This window comes from Sphingobacterium sp. xlx-130 (genome assembly GCF_011007405.1).
Classification (GTDB): domain Bacteria; phylum Bacteroidota; class Bacteroidia; order Sphingobacteriales; family Sphingobacteriaceae; genus Sphingobacterium; species Sphingobacterium luzhongxinii.
The window spans coordinates 192858-206089 of record NZ_WFKN01000001.1 but is presented as its reverse complement, the minus strand read 5'-3'; the positions used below and the strand labels follow the sequence as shown (position 1 = coordinate 206089).

General features: G+C 40.9%; 18 protein-coding genes. 13 read left to right on the top strand and 5 right to left on the bottom strand.

Annotated features, from left to right (window positions below; translation table 11 throughout):
• Positions 1 to 4 precede the first annotated feature (4 nt).
• The 5 genes from G7B18_RS00825 (at position 5) to G7B18_RS00805 (ending at position 3296) form a co-directional block, all read left to right on the top strand.
• On the top strand, positions 5 to 955 hold the full coding sequence (locus tag G7B18_RS00825) for a glycosyltransferase family 2 protein (protein WP_164111948.1): 951 nt from the start codon (positions 5 to 7) through the stop codon (positions 953 to 955).
• 2 nt (positions 956 to 957) lie between these two features.
• Positions 958 to 1965, top strand: a complete 1008-nt coding sequence (locus tag G7B18_RS00820; RefSeq protein ID WP_164111947.1) for a glycosyltransferase — start codon at positions 958 to 960, stop codon at positions 1963 to 1965.
• Between the two features lie 51 nt (positions 1966 to 2016).
• A complete protein-coding gene (locus G7B18_RS00815; protein WP_164111946.1) occupies positions 2017 to 2283 on the top strand; it encodes a hypothetical protein in 267 nt (88 codons plus the stop codon).
• A 3-nt stretch (positions 2284 to 2286) separates the two neighbouring features.
• The gene (locus G7B18_RS00810; protein ID WP_164111945.1) at positions 2287 to 3057 is read left to right on the top strand and encodes an MBL fold metallo-hydrolase; all 771 of its coding nucleotides are present in this window, start codon (positions 2287 to 2289) and stop codon (positions 3055 to 3057) included.
• Between the two features lie 86 nt (positions 3058 to 3143).
• Positions 3144 to 3296 carry a lmo0937 family membrane protein gene (locus tag G7B18_RS00805; protein ID WP_164111944.1) on the top strand — a complete coding sequence of 51 codons (153 nt, stop codon included), beginning with the start codon at positions 3144 to 3146 and terminating at the stop codon, positions 3294 to 3296.
• Between the two features lie 42 nt (positions 3297 to 3338).
• On the opposite strand, the gene G7B18_RS00800 is transcribed toward G7B18_RS00805, so the two are convergent.
• From G7B18_RS00800 to G7B18_RS00785, 4 genes are all read right to left on the bottom strand, one after another.
• Positions 3339 to 4031, bottom strand: coding sequence for a 2-C-methyl-D-erythritol 4-phosphate cytidylyltransferase (locus G7B18_RS00800; RefSeq protein ID WP_164111943.1), 693 nt, complete (start codon positions 4029 to 4031; stop codon positions 3339 to 3341).
• A 65-nt stretch (positions 4032 to 4096) separates the two neighbouring features.
• Positions 4097 to 5146 (bottom strand): tRNA preQ1(34) S-adenosylmethionine ribosyltransferase-isomerase QueA, encoded by a 1050-nt coding sequence (gene queA, locus G7B18_RS00795; RefSeq protein ID WP_164111942.1) that lies wholly within the window; start codon positions 5144 to 5146, stop codon positions 4097 to 4099.
• A gap of 203 nt (positions 5147 to 5349) precedes the next feature.
• Positions 5350 to 6555 (bottom strand): pyridoxal phosphate-dependent aminotransferase, encoded by a 1206-nt coding sequence (locus G7B18_RS00790; RefSeq protein ID WP_240452731.1) that lies wholly within the window; start codon positions 6553 to 6555, stop codon positions 5350 to 5352.
• Between the two features lie 151 nt (positions 6556 to 6706).
• Positions 6707 to 7582, bottom strand: coding sequence for a PPK2 family polyphosphate kinase (locus tag G7B18_RS00785; protein ID WP_164111941.1), 876 nt, complete (start codon positions 7580 to 7582; stop codon positions 6707 to 6709).
• Positions 7583 to 7734: 152 nt separating this feature from the next.
• Between G7B18_RS00785 and G7B18_RS00780 the strand changes: the two genes are divergently transcribed.
• From G7B18_RS00780 to G7B18_RS00755, 6 genes are all read left to right on the top strand, one after another.
• Positions 7735 to 8337 (top strand): hypothetical protein, encoded by a 603-nt coding sequence (locus G7B18_RS00780; RefSeq protein ID WP_164111940.1) that lies wholly within the window; start codon positions 7735 to 7737, stop codon positions 8335 to 8337.
• Complete coding sequence (locus tag G7B18_RS00775) at positions 8331 to 9059, top strand: DUF3307 domain-containing protein (protein ID WP_164111939.1); 729 nt, start codon at positions 8331 to 8333, stop codon at positions 9057 to 9059. Before G7B18_RS00780 ends, G7B18_RS00775 begins: the two co-directional genes overlap by 7 nt.
• Before the next feature lie 73 nt (positions 9060 to 9132).
• Entirely contained in the window at positions 9133 to 10260 is a 1128-nt protein-coding gene (locus G7B18_RS00770; protein WP_164111938.1) for a serine hydrolase domain-containing protein, read from the top strand.
• 67 nt (positions 10261 to 10327) lie between these two features.
• Positions 10328 to 10828 (top strand): hypothetical protein, encoded by a 501-nt coding sequence (locus G7B18_RS00765; protein ID WP_164121857.1) that lies wholly within the window; start codon positions 10328 to 10330, stop codon positions 10826 to 10828.
• Between the two features lie 12 nt (positions 10829 to 10840).
• The gene (locus G7B18_RS00760) at positions 10841 to 11518 is read left to right on the top strand and encodes a head GIN domain-containing protein (protein ID WP_164121856.1); all 678 of its coding nucleotides are present in this window, start codon (positions 10841 to 10843) and stop codon (positions 11516 to 11518) included.
• Positions 11519 to 11565: 47 nt separating this feature from the next.
• Positions 11566 to 11787, top strand: coding sequence for a hypothetical protein (locus G7B18_RS00755; protein WP_164111935.1), 222 nt, complete (start codon positions 11566 to 11568; stop codon positions 11785 to 11787).
• A gap of 1 nt (position 11788) precedes the next feature.
• Here G7B18_RS00755 and G7B18_RS00750 read toward each other — a convergent pair whose 3' ends face one another.
• A complete protein-coding gene (locus tag G7B18_RS00750) occupies positions 11789 to 12262 on the bottom strand; it encodes an OsmC family protein (RefSeq protein WP_205600221.1) in 474 nt (157 codons plus the stop codon).
• Between the two features lie 253 nt (positions 12263 to 12515).
• Between G7B18_RS00750 and G7B18_RS19030 the strand changes: the two genes are divergently transcribed.
• Together G7B18_RS19030 and G7B18_RS19025 are read left to right on the top strand one after the other, a co-directional pair.
• Positions 12516 to 12737, top strand: a complete 222-nt coding sequence (locus G7B18_RS19030) for a hypothetical protein (protein WP_240452730.1) — start codon at positions 12516 to 12518, stop codon at positions 12735 to 12737.
• Between the two features lie 18 nt (positions 12738 to 12755).
• Entirely contained in the window at positions 12756 to 12962 is a 207-nt protein-coding gene (locus G7B18_RS19025; RefSeq protein WP_240452729.1) for a GNAT family N-acetyltransferase, read from the top strand.
• Positions 12963 to 13232 lie beyond the last annotated feature (270 nt).

Here is a 13232-nt window from a genome sequence, read left to right as displayed (position 1 = left end):
GTATATGGATATTTCAGTTGTAGTCCCATTGTACAATGAAGCCGAGTCATTGCCCGAACTAACCGAATGGATCCGTCGTGTGATGGTAGCGCATAATTTCAGTTACGAGATTATTTTGGTAGACGATGGCAGTAAAGACGCATCTTGGTCTGTCCTGTTGGATCTGAAAAAGCAACATGATCAGATTTCTGGTATTAAGTTTAGGAGGAATTATGGGAAGTCTGCTGCACTAAATGTTGGCTTTGCGGCTGCTCAAGGGGATGTGGTCATCACCATGGATGCCGACCTGCAGGATAGCCCGGACGAAATCCCAGAGCTGTACGATCGTGTCAAGAATCAAGGCGCTGACCTGGTGTCGGGATGGAAGCAAAAACGTTACGATCCGATAACAAAAACACTACCCACCAAACTGTTTAATGCGGTAACACGAGGTATGTCTGGTATCAACAACCTGCACGACTTCAATTGCGGGCTTAAGGCCTATAGGAAGGACGTGGTCAAGAGCATTGAGGTCTACGGCGAAATGCATCGATATATACCTGTCATTGCTAAATGGGCGGGATTTTCGAATATACAGGAGCAGGTCGTACAGCATTATCCGAGAAAGTATGGTACGACCAAGTTTGGCGCAGGGCGGTTTGTGAAAGGATTTTTGGATCTGATGTCTATTTTCTTTGTCGGCAAGTTTGGTAAGCGGCCGATGCATTTTTTTGGACCTATTGGCGTAATTAGTTTTTTGATAGGCTTTTTTATCACCGTGTATTTAATTGCTGATAAGTTGATGAGCATTGCAAATGGTACGGTATATCGTAATGTCACCGATCAACCCTTGTTTTACCTATCATTGTTGGCTATTATGATCGGTACACAATTGTTTCTTACAGGATTTATTGCTGAGCTTCTATCGAGAAATAGTTCGGAGCGGAATAAGTATCATATTGAACAGGTCGTATAGCTATGTTGTTTTCCATCGTTATCCCTTTGTATAATAGGCCCGAAGAAATAAAGGAGCTTTTGCAGTCGCTGCAAAAGCAGTCTTTTAAAGAGTTCGAGGTTATCATTGTCGAAGATGGATCTTCATTACCTGCAGGGGGGATCGTAGAAGGGTTTAAGGATAGTCTGAATGTTCATTATTTCTCAAAGCGTAACGAAGGACAGGGATTTGCCCGAAACTATGGCTTTGCGCGTGCTAAAGGTGAATATTTTATTGTCTTTGACTCGGACGTTTTAGTACCCGAAAATTACCTGGAAATAGTAAAGGAAGCTATCGAACGGCATGGTTGGGATGCTTTTGGGGGGCCTGATGCAGCTCATGAGTCTTTTACGCCGATACAGAAAGCTATCAGTTACTCCATGACGAGTCCCTTTACGACGGGCGGGATACGGGGTAATAAAAATCATATCGGTGAATTCCACCCCCGTAGTTTCAATATGGGGATTTCTCGGGCGGTGTGGGAACGGACCGGAGGCTATAGGCTGTCAAGGCGATCTGAAGATATTGAATTCAGTATCCGGATGATCAACGAGGGTTTTCGGGTAGGGCTAATTCCGGACGCGTTTGTATTCCACAAGAGACGCACCAGTTTAAGCCAGTTTTATAAACAGATTTATAACTTTGGAAAAGGACGGATTGATATTTCATTGCTCTACCCTGGGGAATTAAAACCGGTACATGCATTGCCTGCAATATTTACAGTGGGCGTTTTGGGCTTAGTGGTATTGAATATTATGGATCTGCTGTTATTTAGCGATGTGATGCTATTGCACTACCTCGTGTGGTGTGGAGATATGGTTTTGTTTTCCTTTGCAACATTACTTTTATTGCACGCTATCTTTACGACCAATAGCCTTCGGGTAGGAGCTCTTGCTGTGCTTACTGCTTTTACGCAGTTGTTTGCATATGGTTTTGGTTTTATGCGCAACTACATTGATCGTATGCTATTGAAGAAGGATACATCGCATTAATGGCCGATATTTGGGGTGAATTTTGTTATATTAGAAATTTAGAATTCAATAGTGGTATCGAGTACACAATATAATCTAGATAAAATAGAAAATCTATTGGCTGATATAGGCTATAAGGTAAGGTATGAAAAAGGTAACTTTAAGACTGGAGCATGTGTGATCCAGAATTCGAAAGTTATCGTGGTGAATAAGTTCTCTAATCTGGAGATCAAAATAAATTCTTTGGTACAGCTTATTAAAGAGTTTGAATTTGAGAAGGAGCAGTTGGATGAGAAGCAATGGACATTTTATAAATCATTAATAAAACCAAACGATTAGAAATTGAAAGTTCATTTTTTAGGAACAGGGACATCGCAGGGCGTACCTGTCATCGCATGTAGGTGTCCGGTCTGTCAATCGACAGATCCCCGGGATAAGCGCTTGCGTACCTCCGTTCTTATAGAGATGGACAATGGGTATAATATTGCTATTGACACCGGTCCTGATTTTAGATACCAGATGCTGCGCGAGCAGGTCGATCATCTCGATGCGATATTAATGACGCACTCCCATAAAGATCATATAGCGGGTTTGGATGATGTGCGGGCCTTCAACTATCATCAACAACAGTCTATTTCTATCTATGCTGACGCAGCTACCTTAGAGGCGTTGCAACGGGAGTTTTATTACGCCTTCTCGGCGGTAAAGTATCCGGGCGTCCCGCAGTTGGACCTAGAGGAGATCAAGCCTGAGCTGGCTTTTGATCTATTCGATCAGGAGGTAATACCTTTTGAGGTGTTGCATTACAAAATGCCGGTGATGGGGTATCGTATAGGTGATTTCGCTTATATAACCGACGCAAAGACGGTTTCGAAGGAGAGTAGAAACTTGCTGGAGGGATTGGATGTATTGGTGGTCAATGCGTTGCAAGAAGCTCCCCATGTCTCGCACTTTACCTTACAGGAGGCTTTATCCTTTATAGCAGATGTAAAGCCTAAAAGAGCCTACCTTACCCACATAAGCCATAGATTCGGTAAACACGAATATATTGAATCCCTTCTCCCCGAGGGGGTCTTTGTCGCATATGACGAACTTGCTATTGAGGTAAAATAATTTATTGTGTTACAAAACTTTTTCGGATATACACTGTTCATATCTGTGAAATATTAGTGTTACATAAATAATTAAACTTTAAAGCTATGGGAAATTTACTTTATTTGATTGCAGTGATTTTGGTTATTATCTGGGCTATTAGTTTTTTAGGTGGATTTGCTACCGGAAGTATTATCCATGTGCTGTTGGTGATAGCCATAATCGTGGTTCTACTGCGTGTTATCAGGGGAAATGCTTAGGACGTGCGGTTTTCTATACGTTGCATTTTAGCGGAAAAAGAATCATGGCCTGGCTTTGAGGTGTGATAGGGCTATTTCGAAATCTTCGGCATAGGTAAGTTTGATGTTTCGAGCTGTACTTTCAAGAAGATGTATCGTATGCCCTTTCTGCTCGACCACAGAGGCATCATCTGTAAATGTAGGCAGTTCATCTTGTTCGAATGCTTCGATCAATAATGGAGCAGGAAACGATTGTGGGGTCTGTACCTGCCAGACACGGCTACGATCTACTGATGTAGAGCTGCACTTGTCTCCGATACGGATAGAGTCTGTACTCGGTACTGCAAGAACATTGCAATCGCCTGCCAGAGCCTTTTCAAACGAGTCGGATATAAGCTTTCGCTCTACCAGTGGTCGGGCCGCGTCATGTATAGCGATTGCTGTGGAGTGGTCCAAAGGATCTACCGCAGTACCGGTAATATGCCGTATGGCATTTTGGACACTTTGAAAGCGGCTGTCGCCGCCTGCTACCAACTCATGGGGGATAGCAAAATGATGTGTGGTACAGAGACTTTGCCAGGTTGGGATCATCTGAGCACTGAGGACGACAATAATACGATCCGCTATACCTACAAATGCTTGTATGGTATGCATGAGTACAGGCTTACCGTTAAGCAAAAGATATTGCTTGGGTAAGTCTGATCGAAGACGGGATCCGGAACCGCCTGCGGCTATGATAACAATCTTATTTGGCATAATGTGAAAAAAGCGTGGATTCAAGATATCCACGCTTCAAAAATATTGAAATATTATTACAATACTTAAATAATAAGCATGGCATCACCGTAGCTATAAAAACGGTATTTTTCTTTAACAGCTACTTCATACGCGTTCATTACATTTTCGTACCCTCCGAATGCTGCTATCATGACAAGTAATGTAGATTCGGGTGTGTGGAAGTTTGTAATCATTGAGTTCGCGATACTAAACTCGTATGGAGGATAGATAAACTTACTCGTCCAATCTGTACCTGCTTTTAAGTGCTTGTCTGCAGAGACAGACGATTCGATAGCACGCATCGATGTCGTACCGACTGAACATATACGGCGCTTATTATCAATGGCGCGATTGACTGTTTTTGCCGCCTCTTCTGTAATTATAAATTGTTCAGAGTCCATCTTATGTTTGGTAAGATCTTCCACTTCGACCGTACGGAATGTACCCAAACCTACGTGCAACGTGATCTCTGCGAAGTCGACACCTTTAAGCTCCAAACGCTTCATTAACTCTCTGGAGAAGTGAAGTCCTGCTGTAGGCGCAGCAACAGCACCTTCATTTTTAGCATATATTGTTTGGTAGCGGAATTTATCTTCGGGAGTCGCCTTACGCTTGATGTATTTTGGTAGAGGTGTCTCTCCTAAAATCTCGATGTTGCGACGGAATTCTTCGTCAGTACCTTCGAAAAGGAATCGGATTGTACGCCCTCTTGAAGTGGTGTTATCAACAACTTCGGCAACTAATAGATCGTCATCGCCAAAGTATAATTTATTGCCTACTCTGATTTTGCGTGCCGGGTCAACTAATACGTCCCATAATCTCAATTCTTTATTGAGTTCACGTAAAAGAAACACTTCGATAGTGGCTCCTGTTTTCTCCTTATTGCCATACATACGGGCAGGGAAAACTTTTGTATCGTTCAATATCATCACGTCTTTATCATCAAAATAATCTAAGACGTCTTTAAAGATTTTATGTTCAATCTCGCCAGTATCTTTATGTAAGACCATTAAACGTGATTCGTCACGTTGTTCAGAAGGCTCGGATGCCAAAAGAGATTCAGGTAAGTTGAATTTAAATTGTGATAATTTCATGTGCAATCAGTGTTTATGTTTTTTAACTGTCCTAAATAGGGCTAAAAAAGCACACAAAGGTATGCATTTTTATTCGAAATAGTGTTAAAATCTTTTAACAGTGCTTGATTTTGATACGGTGTCCCTTGTCTTTCTAACACTTCTTTTGGGGGTTGGATTTAATTAGAAAAGCTCCCTTTGCGGAAGGGAGCTTTTCTAAATTTTTAAACCAATTTGGCTAATGCTTCTTTAATTCTTCGAAGTGCTTCTTTTAAATTTTCGTCCGAAGCAGCATAAGACAAGCGGATGTACTTGTCATTTCCAAAGGAATTACCGTCTACAGTAGCTACATGACCTTGGTTTAGAAGGTATAGTGCTAGATCGCCGGAGTTATTAATGGTATTTCCTTCTTGATCTTTCTTGCCGAAAAACGAGCTTATCTCCGGGAAAAAGTAGAATGCACCTTCTGGAAGATTGGTTTTTACACCCGGGATATCGTTCAACAGGTCATAGACTAATTGACGACGGCGCGCAAAAGCCTCTTTCATTTTGTGGACGCTTTCTAAGCCTCCTTCATAGGCGGCAATTCCGGCACGCTGCGCAATGGAGCAGGTTCCGGATGTTGTCTGCCCTTGCATCTTATCGTTGGCAGCTGCTATTTCCTTGTTTGCGGCGATATAACCTAACCGCCAGCCCGTCATGGCAAAGGCCTTTGAGAAACCATTCACGATGATAACGCGGTCTTTTATTGCTGCAAACTGGGCAATAGATTCATGTTTGTCTACAAAATTGATGTGTTCGTAGATTTCGTCCGAAATAATGAAAATATTGGGATGTTTTTCAAATACTTTGGCCAGAGCTTCTAGTTCATCTTTGCTATACACGGATCCTGTAGGATTGCACGGAGATGAAAACATAAATACTTTTGTTTTCGGTGTTATAGCTGCTTCTAGTTGGGCTGGAGTGATTTTGAAATTGCTTTCAATATCGGTATCGATAAAAACTGATTTACCTTCTGCTAATACGACCATCTCCGAGTAGGATACCCAGTAGGGGGTAGGGATGATGACTTCATCGCCTGGATTGATCAATGTTAATATGACATTGGATAGGGACTGCTTAGCGCCTGTAGATACGACAATCTGAGAAATGTCATAGTCTAGTCCATTTTCATTTTTCAACTTCTCGACGATTGCTTTCCGCAACTCCGGATATCCGGGTACCGGGGTATAGCGTGTATAGTTTTCATCCAACGCCTTCTTGGCAGCATCCTTAACAAGATCTGGGGTGTTGAAATCCGGTTCTCCAACGCTTAAACTGATTACATTGATGCCTTTGGCTGCTAGCTCGCGACCTAGTTTGGTCATCTTTAGGGTAGCCGACTCAGAAAGGCTATTGATTCTATCTGATAAATATGATGTTGTGCTCATGGTGCTACAAATATATTATATATACTTCATTTTCAAACCTAATTTTTTGATAAATCCTGATGGAAATAGCATCAGGCTTATCAACTTGGTAATAATCTATAGTTTTTATTGGAATTGATGTTTATCAGACAGAGGCAGCCTTGTAGATGCGCTATTTTTCTTTTTCGAGTTCTCTGCGGTATAGCGCAAGATGCTTCTCGATCTCGGGAGAAAGATCAGGGTATTTTATATCCTTATATTTCTTGAGTTCTTCAAGTATAGTCTGCGCTACAAGGTATCGGGCTATGTCCTTATTGTCGGCAGGGACGACGTACCAGGGGGCATGGGGCTTGGATGTTTTTTGTATCGCTTCTTCGTAATAGGTCATATACTCGTCCCATCGTGTACGCTCTTTGAGGTCTCCTGGAGAAAATTTCCAATTATGGTCTCCTTTGTCTAGCCGCCGCAGTAATCTATTTTTTTGTTCGGACTTACTGAGGTGAAGGTAAAACTTCAAAATGATGGTGCCGTTCTCGTGGATATGGTTTTCGAAATCGATGATCTGTTGGTATCTTTTTTGCCAAAACTCGTTGGTTATATCTTTTACATCCTTTATACCAGGGATGTTTTCCTGTAATATGTATGCTGGATGTACCCGTGTGACCAATACATTTTCATAATGGGTGCGGTTAAATACGGAAAATTTACCTCTTTCAGGTAACGCTATGTAGTGACGCCATAAGTAGTCATGTTGTAGCTCTTCATAGGACGGTGTTTTGAAGCTCTCTACGACGACACCGCGCACATTAAAATCTTTAAATACTTCACGTATCAGAGAATCTTTACCTGCCGTATCCATACCTTGTAAACATATTAGTACGGAATACTTGTTGTGGGCATATAATACTTCTTGTATTTTAGCTATGTCCCGGCGTACGAGTTTCATCTCCCTTTTCGCTTCTTCTGGATTGATATTGTCCAGATATGTCGGGAAGTCGTTCAATTTGAATTTAGAATTTGCCCGGAGTTGCTTTTGAAATTTGCTCATATATCCAAAACCCGTTTATTTATAATTTTGTTTTAAAGCTATCTAATAAAAATTTAATTGGAACAAGAATGCATGATAAATTTGATTATCATCAATATTAGTGATAAATTTGATTATCACTCGATTTGATGATAAAATAAAAAGAAAGGAATATGCAATTACATGCAATTATTACAGGTGATATCGTAGACTCGCGCTCCAAAGACGTGAAGGAATGGATGCCGATTTTGGAATCTACCCTGACTGAATGTTCCGAAAAGTTTGATATCTTTAGAGGAGATAGCTTTCAGCTTATGGTAGACCTGGAACAAGCTATACGTAGCCTGTTTTATATCAAATCCCGTATGAAGACCATTAGTCAGCTTGATGTACGTATGGGGTTGGGGATCGGTACAGTGGATTATATGGACAACCATATTAAAAACTCATGGGGACAGGCTTTTGTTCGTTCTGGGGAGGTTTTTGAAAGTCTGCACAAAGAGCTGATTGCGGTAAGCTCGCCATGGCCGGATTGGGATGAAGCGACTAATATAATATTGGGGCTTTGTGTGGAGATTGCCAATAAATGGACTGTGAATATGGCGGAAACCGTTGCCGAGTCGTTACGACAGCCTAATGCTAATCAGCAGGAATTAGCGAAGGTATTGCAGCGAAAGCATCAGAGCCAGATCAGTACCGAACTGACAAAGGCCAACTGGAACAAGATTAATAAAGCAATAATATATAGTACAGAACAATTGTTGAAAAAATGCTAACATTATTTCTAAAGCTACTTCTAGCACATCTCGTAGGAGATTTTTTACTACAGCCAAAGAGTTGGATAGTCAAACGTAAAGACAATATATTATATCTATTGCTTCATATATTGGTCCATATGTTGATTCTAGCTATTGTATTCGCTCCAAAACTGACCGATTACTGGATCATGATACTTTCGATCGGGTGTGCACATCTTGCTATAGACAGCCTTAAGATCTGGTGGGAGAAACTGTGGCCCTGTAAGCCCGTTTTCCTGTTTACATTAGACCAATTTCTACATATAGGGGTATTAACAGGGATTACATTTTATCATTTTGGTATGCCCACCGGATTTTTGGACATTCTTTGTTCGGATCGGACGCTTCTATATGTCATTGCTTTCTTGCTTGTGGCCGTCGTAAGTCCGATTTTTTTAAAGATATTCTTTAGTAGGTGGAATCAGGAGAATGAATTCAATAGTAAGAGAAATGATACATTGATGGATGCAGGGATGCTCATCGGTATTATGGAAAGACTTGTTATCGTTTTGTTTATTCAGGTGGGATTTCTCTCCGGGATAGGATTTCTATTAGCAGCCAAATCAATATTCCGTTTTGGTGATTTGAGCAATGCGAAAGACACAAAATTTACAGAGTATATCTTAGTGGGCACATTGGCAAGCTTTGTCATTGCCATTGTGATCGGTTATCTATTACGGATAGGCCTTAAGCAAGTATAATCTCATTCTTATAAGGATATCCATCTAACAAAAACTGTACAAATACGAATGACTACCAGGTAATTAAATACATATGAAAAAAATAGTCTTGTTACTTTTTCTCGGGATCTGTACATCTGTATTCGCACAAGACCTGAAAAGGGAGATAGATGCTATTGCAAAGGCTTACAGTGCTGTAGGAGTAGCATATGCCGTTGTGAAAGAGGGAAAGATTATACACAGCGATGCTATCGGATATAAGGATTTAGCGCGGGATGTTAAACTGGATCCAGCAAATGACCTGTTTCGAATAGCCTCTATATCTAAATCATTTACTGCTACTGCACTCATGCAGCTAGTCTCTGATAAGAAGTTGTCGCTGGACACGGACTTTGGAACCTTAGTAGGATATCCTGTTCGTAATCCGAAATTTCCTGAAAAGATCATCACCTTAAGGATGGTACTCTCCCATACCTCCAGTATTAACGACCGCAATGGTTATTTCAATCTAGATGCCATCAATCCCCAGAAAAATCCTGAATGGTATAAAGGGTACAACGATTACGAACCAGGGACTAATTACGAATATTGTAACTTAAACTTTAATATGGCCGGAGCAGCTTTAGAACGTGCTGTGGGTGTGCGGTTTGATACCTATATAAAACAGCGCATTTTAGAACCCTTGGGCCTGAAAGGAGGGTACTGTGTCGATTCACTTGATCAAAAGGCATTTGCTCAGCTATATGTGTACGATAGTACAGCTGTGGGATTTGTCCCACAGCCTGCCGCATATGCGCCCCGGAGGGAGGAAATAAAGCATTATGTCATGGGGTATAGCACGCCTGTATTTTCTCCCACAGGAGGGATGAAAATTTCGGCAGAAGATCTGGCGCGTTATATGATCATGCATATGAATTACGGTCATTCGGATGGGGTGAAAATTATGGATAGAAAGGCTGCTAAAATGATGCAGACTCCGGTGAACAAAGAAGCGGGATATGGTTTGGCTCTTCGTGTAAGTAAGGACTTTGTGAACAACAGGGTGATGGTCGGTCATACCGGGTCGGCTTATGGATTGTATAGCGCTATGTTTTTTGAGCCTAAACAACGTTTTGGGATAGTGGTCATTACAAATGGATGCCGGCCTAAGTATCAAGATAATGAACCTACGATCTTAAGTGAAATAGCAAACAGCCTGTATGATCATTTGGTTAAAAAATAAATTTCCTTCTCGTACTTGGCTTGCTTTTTGTAATTTAATGACGGGTAACCATTGTAAGTATTTATTTATGAAAGGGATTTTGATTTGTATTGCCATTATTGGATTGGCCGTTGTAGCCAACGCACAGCAGCTAAATCTCCATGATGTCCGTAGAGACTTTAATAAAGGGGTAAAAGACCAGGATTTATGCGAAAAGCATTTGGAAGTGCTCGAGAAGCATGCTAAAACATCGGTAGAAAAAGGTTATGAAGCGGCTTTTCATATGTTTATGGCCAAACATACAGGGAATCCTATCAAGAAGATGAGTTATTTTAATGGAGGCAAAAAGATGCTTGAAAAGCAAATAGAGGTAGATCCCAATAATATTGAGCTTCGGTTTATCCGTTTATGTATTCAATATTATATTCCGTCCTATTTGGGGTATCGTGACGATATCGAACAGGACAAGGATTTCTTGGTCAGCAATCTTTACAAGCTTAATGATGAAAAAACCAAAGACGTCCTTTACAATTATCTGAAGGGGGCGAAGATGTATACAGAGCAGGAATTACTACAGTTAGGAAGATAGAAACATAGTTTTATGAAACAGGTATTTTTAGTGGTTTTTTTAGTGGCAGTTACTGTTTTACAAGTGCATGCCCAATTGTCCAGGACCTTGTCTCCGTTTAGAGAGCTTGATGTCACGGACAAGATACGGGTACGGCTTTTGGAAGGCAACGAAGATAAAATTGTGATCGAAGGAGAATTGGCCAATCAGATGGAATTAACACAGACCGGTGATGTATTGCGATTGAAAATGACAACTAATTATATCCTGCAGGGACATAAAGTGGATGTGAGTCTGTATACCACAAACCTGTCTAGTATCATAGCAAGAAAGGGAGCACAGGTAACTACAGATAGTTATGAAATTGATATGGATTCTATTTACGTCTCTGCCAATGAGGGCGCACGTATAGATCTACGTATACATACGGATGAGATCGAGGCCTGGACTACAGCGGGGGCAGTGATCCGTGTAGAAGGACAGGCACGAGATCAATCGGTAAATTGTACATTCGGAGGCTTTTATGAGGCCAAAGATCTGCTTTCCGATCATGCCTACGTACGGACAAATGCTGGTGGTAAATGTCAGGTTAATGTAGGTAAAAGCGTTGATGCCCAGACCCGGGCAGGTGGAGTGATCGAAATCTATGGAAACCCTCCTGAAAGAAAGCAAAGACGACTGGCAGGGGGGAAGATTAATTTTATGGAATAGTTAAACTAATTTGATCTGTATTTGTTTTAGTGGCAAAAGTAGAACTTATGAAAAGAGAACAAATACAGAAGTGGATCGATGAAGGCTACCATATTTTGAAAGATGGGCGGCCACAGGGCATCGAAGGGCAGCTATGGGATAATGTAGACCACTTAAACGATGAGGAACCTCAGGTTTATTTTTTATCAGACCTTTTAAATCGATCTGATGAAGAACTGGATCAATTACAGGGATTCACTGATGATCAGATACAAGCTATGGACAGCTGATTCATAGAGCCGCACAGGTCGGATAGTGATTTATGGGAAAGTTACAGGAATTTGCGATAAAGCAAAGCTGATTTGCGCTGTTGTGAAGTGATAGTGCTAGTTCTATTTTTGTCGGATCAGAAATTATTACCCGTGGATTTAAATTAGCCTCCACAAACCGTCCACTGCCCCCGGAAGTCGTCTCCAACAGCGCCTCGGCAGTATCCCTATACGAGATGACCTCAATATTATTTTGTGAACAGACATAGAGGTATGACATCATGTGGCAGGATGTCAAGCTACTCAATAGTAAGTCTTCTGGATTGTAAAGATTGGGATCTCCCTTGAATGCCTTTGCTGCTGACACCTGTATATCAGGCTTCCCTTCTATGCAGATACGATGGCTTTTATGGTATATCTGCGACGTGGCAGGCTTTGCTTCTTCGCTATTGCCCATCCAATTTAGCGTAGCTTTAAAAAGATGTTTAAAAATCATGCCTTTTATTTCATGTTATTTTATGATTGTCCTTTACGTTAACGTTTAGGGCTGGATCGATATTATAAATGTTGTCTGCTGACAGGAATGTCATACAGACGCGAATATCTGAAAATTTGCAGGCTTTTTAATATTATTTTACCTTTTGTGTTTGCGTTTTGAATGCTGGATCAGATAATATTTGAAATCTGGACCATAGACCTCCGTTAGATATGAAATACATTTGCGGCATTATACCAAACAATCAAAATACATGAGCTATATCATCAAGAAAGCAAGTTTAGAAGATCTAAATGAGACTGCAGAGTTGTTTAACCTTTACCGTATTTTCTATCGTCAGGAATCAGATCTGGAGAGCGGAAAGACATTTTTGAAAGAACGTTTTTTAAACGGAGAGTCAGAAGTTTTTTTGGCGATAGTAAATGGTAAAGCTGTGGGATTCGTACAGTTGTATAAACTCTTTCACTATACCTGATTACAAAAGCAATGGTTATTGAGTGATCTTTTTGTACATGCAGATTATAGAGGACAGGGGCTCTCGGTGGCCTTGATCAATCGCTGTAAACAGTGGAGTAAAGAGACAGGAGCCTGTGGTCTGATGCTGGAAACGGAGAAGACAAACGATATCGGAAATAGGCTTTACCCAAGATGTGACTTTGAGTACGATGGTTTGCACAATTATTACCACTGGTGGGGGTAAATGTATTTGGAGGCTAGTCGTGATAGACAGATGGGATTGTACCACATTTTTCAAAACATCTATTTTTTGTTTCAAGGTTGATGATTTCACATGCTTATGCACAAAGTATCGACGCTGTACCCACATCCAAATCTCGGTTTGAACTTGATTCGGAAGTAATAAAGTAGGTCGAAGTATATTTTTAGGAGTCGGACTTGGCTTGGATTTAGGAAAATAATCAATTGTTGTTACCACAAGCTGATTTATGGTCAGTATATTGACATAGCCATC

What these genes read in the sequence shown, in the direction of transcription:
- G7B18_RS00825 (WP_164111948.1), top strand. Translation starts at nt 5, where the DNA reads ATGGATATTTCAGTTGTAGTCCCATTGTACAATGAAGCCGAGTCATTG.
- G7B18_RS00820 (WP_164111947.1), top strand. Translation starts at nt 958, where the DNA reads ATGTTGTTTTCCATCGTTATCCCTTTGTATAATAGGCCCGAAGAAATA.
- G7B18_RS00805 (WP_164111944.1), top strand. Translation starts at nt 3,144, where the DNA reads ATGGGAAATTTACTTTATTTGATTGCAGTGATTTTGGTTATTATCTGG.
- G7B18_RS00800 (WP_164111943.1), bottom strand. Translation starts at nt 4,031, where the DNA reads ATGCCAAATAAGATTGTTATCATAGCCGCAGGCGGTTCCGGATCCCGT.
- queA (WP_164111942.1), bottom strand. Translation starts at nt 5,146, where the DNA reads ATGAAATTATCACAATTTAAATTCAACTTACCTGAATCTCTTTTGGCA.
- G7B18_RS00790 (WP_240452731.1), bottom strand. Translation starts at nt 6,555, where the DNA reads ATGAGCACAACATCATATTTATCAGATAGAATCAATAGCCTTTCTGAG.
- G7B18_RS00785 (WP_164111941.1), bottom strand. Translation starts at nt 7,582, where the DNA reads ATGAGCAAATTTCAAAAGCAACTCCGGGCAAATTCTAAATTCAAATTG.
- G7B18_RS00780 (WP_164111940.1), top strand. Translation starts at nt 7,735, where the DNA reads ATGCAATTACATGCAATTATTACAGGTGATATCGTAGACTCGCGCTCC.
- G7B18_RS00775 (WP_164111939.1), top strand. Translation starts at nt 8,331, where the DNA reads ATGCTAACATTATTTCTAAAGCTACTTCTAGCACATCTCGTAGGAGAT.
- G7B18_RS00770 (WP_164111938.1), top strand. Translation starts at nt 9,133, where the DNA reads ATGAAAAAAATAGTCTTGTTACTTTTTCTCGGGATCTGTACATCTGTA.
- G7B18_RS00765 (WP_164121857.1), top strand. Translation starts at nt 10,328, where the DNA reads ATGAAAGGGATTTTGATTTGTATTGCCATTATTGGATTGGCCGTTGTA.
- G7B18_RS00760 (WP_164121856.1), top strand. Translation starts at nt 10,841, where the DNA reads ATGAAACAGGTATTTTTAGTGGTTTTTTTAGTGGCAGTTACTGTTTTA.
- G7B18_RS00755 (WP_164111935.1), top strand. Translation starts at nt 11,566, where the DNA reads ATGAAAAGAGAACAAATACAGAAGTGGATCGATGAAGGCTACCATATT.
- G7B18_RS00750 (WP_205600221.1), bottom strand. Translation starts at nt 12,262, where the DNA reads ATGATTTTTAAACATCTTTTTAAAGCTACGCTAAATTGGATGGGCAAT.
- G7B18_RS19030 (WP_240452730.1), top strand. Translation starts at nt 12,516, where the DNA reads ATGAGCTATATCATCAAGAAAGCAAGTTTAGAAGATCTAAATGAGACT.